Consider the following 4,103-nt stretch of genomic DNA (forward strand, 5'->3'; position numbering starts at 1 on the left):
ACTCGTGCCAACGAGGACAAGACGGCGCAGTTGTGGACGTCTATTGCTGACGTCTTGCCGCTCCTGGCAGAGGCCGCGCCAGACGCGTTCCTTCGCGCTATCTCCGAAGCCACCACTGGGGCCGACCCGCTCGCGAAGCGCCTGTTTCACGACACCGACGACCGATGGAACGTGAGCAGTCCCCACACCGGTTTGCTTTGGGCGATTGAGGCCGTAGTCTGGTCGGAGCAGCACATGGCTTACGCCGCCGAGACACTTGCCGCTCTCGCCGAGATTGATCCTGGGGGTCGTCTCAGCAACCGTCCCAGCGCGAGTCTTTACGCGGTTTTTAGGGTTTGGTCACCGCAGACGTCCGCATCTCTCGATGCGCGCATTCAGGCCTTGGCCAGCCTGACGCGCCGCCATCCGGATGCGTCATGGGACCTTCTGCTCGCGATCTTCCCGAGCAGCCACGAGGTAGGCATGCAGAGCTGCACTCCCGAGTTTCGCGATTGGGCCAGTGAGACGACCCCCGCGACCCGGGCAGACCTTATCGCTACTCTGGAGGCTGCGGCATCACACGTTCTTCGCTTCGCGCAAGACGACGCGACTCGATGGGAGCAGATCGTTCCGAAGTTCGATCGCCTGCCGCCCGACGCGCGGTCGGAAGCGGTCGCGGCGATGTCTGTTCTCACCGCCGACGACCTGACACCCGCGCAGAGCATCGCCCTTTGGGAGGCACTGAACGGCTACATCAGGCACCATCGCGAGTACGCCGACACTGAATGGTCACTCTCGGAGGAATGGCTAGGGCAATTGGCGGCCGTTGCGGATCATCTGAAGCCGACTAAGTCTGCGGACGCGCACCGTTGGCTCTTCGATGACTGGCATCCCGACATTGGAGTCTCGGTCGACGATCTAAGGACCTACGACGCCGAACTCGCGGCGCGTCGCGAAGAGGCCATCGGTGAGGTCTTCGCCGACGAAGGTCTGATTGGGGTGCGCCGACTAGCGGCGTCCGTGGAACTGCCCTGGGCCGCCGGATCGGCCTTGGCAGCGACGACTGAGGCAGTAGATGCCGAAGTGATGGGAAACCTTGACAGCGAGGACCAGGCGACAAGGCAGTTCGCAGACGGGTTCGCACGTCGCAGACTTCTCGGGGATCTCGATGACATCCGCAGGTGGGCCGCACAGTTCGCTGGCCGACAGCTTCTCCAGTCTCGTTTGCTCCAGTTCGCGGAGGATGCACCGGCCGCCTGGGACGCACTGAGCGACTATGACGAGGCGGTTCGAAACGCGTACTGGTCGGAGTTCTCGCCGTACGGGCGTGGAACCGACTTCGCTCACGTCAACGAAGCGGTTCAGAATCTGCTGAAGCACGGGCGCTCGGCTATTGCCGTAGACGCATTGAGTATGTACGTGGCGCGAAATGAAAATGACGTCGACGAGGACCTGGTGATCCAGGCGCTACAGCAGTTCGGCAGCCACGACGACCCCGAGGCTCGAAGCGTTTCGGCCTACGACATCACGCGCCTTCTGGGCTACCTCAAGGAGCGCGGAATCGATGAGGGGAGAATCGCTCTCTTGGAATGGAGGTATCTGCCACTCCTCCAGCACGATGGCGAGATGCCGGCACTCCAGCGGCTTCTTTCTCGTGATCCGCGCACCTTCGTGCAGATGATCGAAATGGTCTTCAGACCCGCGAGCGCGAGGAACGAAGAGCGCGTCGAGCAGTCCGCCGGGGATGCGACTCTCGCGAGCAACGCCTACCGACTTCTTCGCGAGTGGAAGGTCGTCCCGGGGACCACCGATGACGGCGTGGTTGAAGCCGATGACCTCCGCGCCTGGCTTGACGAAGCAAGGCGGCTGCTTGAGGAAGCTGACCGGCTTGAGATCGGGGAACTGCAAATCGGTGAAGTCCTCGCACATTCGCCTGAGGACGCCGACGGAACCTTCCCGTCTCTCCCCGTCCGCGAAATCTTGGAAACCGCGCCGGACGAGCGCCTGGCAAGAGGGTTCTCCATCGGCGTCTTCAACAAGCGGGGAGTCACTTCGCGCGGCATGACTGAAGGCGGTCAGCAGGAGTACGACCTGGCTGACCAGTACGCCGCGTGGGCCGAGGTGGTGCAGGCATCTCATCCACGCACCGCGGCCGCGCTGCGCGACATCGCCGACTCCTACCGCGAGGAAGGTCGAAGGAACGACGAAGAGGCCCGTCGTTTTCTGGAAGGCATGGACTTCTAGGCGTCGCTTCTCGCGGCCTCCACGCCCCGTCGACAGTGCGAGACGCTATGCCGCTTCGGTTGGCCAGGATCCCCGGGCAAAGGGTCCCTCTGCTGACTGCTCTTGCGCGCCGAGGCGCGTCTTTCCGCCGTGTTGCGACGACTGTCTATGGTCGACTCTCTCGTGTCATCACTGGCCGGCGGACCTGCCACTGAACTACTGGCTGTACTCGCCTACGTTGCCAGCGCGCCGACAGCGAGCTCGGTTTCGATCGCCGCGAATGCATCGGCCATCTTCACGAACACCTGCCCACCAGGTGGAGTCGTGGCTGCCGCCTGGCGCAGATAGTTCCCGATCTTGCGCTCGCCGACCACGAAGTCGGCATAGCCGGCTGCGGTGCTCAAGAACAACATGTCGTACAGATCGTTGCGCTCCCAGCTGTCGTCGGCGTTCGCGAGTCGCCTGTGCGTCACTTCACGAATACGACCCACGGACGGAAGTCGCATTAGCGCTTGCTCGGAGTCGTTCATCAGCCAATGTTGGAATGCCTCGGTCGGTATGCCGCTGTCTCGTGCCGCCTGGGCGAGGTCGTCCTGCATGTCGGTGATGAACCGGGCCAGGGACACGCGCCGCAGGCCCGCCTTCGCTTTCGGGTTCGTCCGTACATGCCGCGCCAGGTCCTCAAACGATGCCGCCCACTTCGCCGCTAGTTCCAGTCCCTCACCGGACTCGAGGCGCTCGGGGTTGGTGAGCAGATCAGCTAGCGACGTCGCTGCCGCAAGGTCGTAGCCAAGGCCAGCGCCTCCGCGCGAACGTCACCCTCAGGGATTGGCGGCCGTGGCGAAGGGTCGTGAGTCCAGGTGACGTCCGGTTCCAGCGTAAAGACTCGCGGGACAGTAGCGCGCTCGTCGAACATCGTACCAAGTTCTTCGTTGCGGACCTGGAGCGGATTCCGCATCCACCAACCCCGAGACAGCCGCAGCATCGTTACCGCAACGTCGCGGCGCTGCTGCCCGCTCTTTCTGCTCATTTCTGTCAAGTGAGCCGATGACAGCGGTACAATGATGTCGCCGCTCTCCGCTAACTGGGTAAACCGGAGGTAGGTTGCCAGCCGGTCGCCGGCTAGCTTCGGCGAACCAACCCTGGCCCGCGCAAGCTCGATCCAGTGGTTCTGGTCCAGGTACACCACTGGCCGGGGATCAGACACTAGCGACCGAGTCGGAACGTCGAGCACCACAACCTCGCCGTCGTCGAACTCCAGCTCGAGGCTCGTGCCCGGCGGTCCCCAACACGACCGAACGATCACCGTGTCTGGCGCCGGAGGACAGTGGGCCGAGAACACCTCACCTGTGGCCATTCGCAGATGCGTCTCGCCAGTGGTCGGGAGGAATTCGACCGACTCGAATAGCGCCAGAACGGCTGCGAATCCTTCACTCACCTAGCGTCGTACTCCCTATCTAGCCTCAACTGGCCTAATACGCTGGCCGCAACGACTGCTCGCTCGGCATGACGAGACACGGCCGACACGGTGCATCGGCTCGGATGGACGCCGAAGGCAGCCGTGCAGGTCATTGCCGCAAAACTCTTACGTTCAGTGTCTCCGCAGTTCCACACCAAGGCCCGGAAGACCCCGGTTTGATCCGCACGCCCACGTCGCAATCCGAGCCGAGCGTCATTCCGAGCGTACCGCGCGCTCGTACCGATGTGCGCCGACCGCGGGAAACCGCCTTGCCGCACCCTGCGCAGTATTCGCATGCCGTCGACAACGTTAGTTAGAGAAAGTGAAACCGCGCATGTATCTAAATGCCTACGGTTGTCAACGACGCTCCAAACTTGACCCCGTGGCGACGGTTGAATTTTGACCCCCTGGATGGTTGTTGATCTTTATTCGTCGGTTGTGT

At 62.8% G+C, this 4,103-nt stretch carries 3 protein-coding genes; 1 reads left to right on the forward strand and 2 read right to left on the reverse strand.

The genetic code is table 11. From position 1 onward, the window contains the following. On the forward strand, positions 1–2,223 hold a 2,223-nt coding region (locus ELR45_RS33870), incomplete at its 5' end, for a hypothetical protein (RefSeq protein WP_165368344.1). A 212-nt stretch (positions 2,224–2,435) separates the two neighbouring features. Here the strand turns inward: ELR45_RS33870 and ELR45_RS33875 are convergent. Beyond that, a complete protein-coding gene (locus ELR45_RS33875) occupies positions 2,436–2,801 on the reverse strand; it encodes a hypothetical protein (RefSeq protein WP_165368345.1) in 366 nt (121 codons plus the stop codon). A gap of 161 nt (positions 2,802–2,962) precedes the next feature. Next, complete coding sequence (locus ELR45_RS33880) at positions 2,963–3,559, reverse strand: hypothetical protein (protein ID WP_129670219.1); 597 nt, start codon at positions 3,557–3,559, stop codon at positions 2,963–2,965. Positions 3,560–4,103 lie beyond the last annotated feature (544 nt).

This window comes from Phytoactinopolyspora endophytica (assembly GCF_004138495.1).
Taxonomy (GTDB): Bacteria; Actinomycetota; Actinomycetes; order Jiangellales; family Jiangellaceae; genus Phytoactinopolyspora; species Phytoactinopolyspora endophytica.

What these genes read in the sequence shown, in the direction of transcription:
- ELR45_RS33880 (WP_129670219.1), bottom strand. Translation starts at nt 3,559, where the DNA reads ATGGCCACAGGTGAGGTGTTCTCGGCCCACTGTCCTCCGGCGCCAGAC.
- ELR45_RS33875 (WP_165368345.1), bottom strand. Translation starts at nt 2,801, where the DNA reads ATGCAGGACGACCTCGCCCAGGCGGCACGAGACAGCGGCATACCGACC.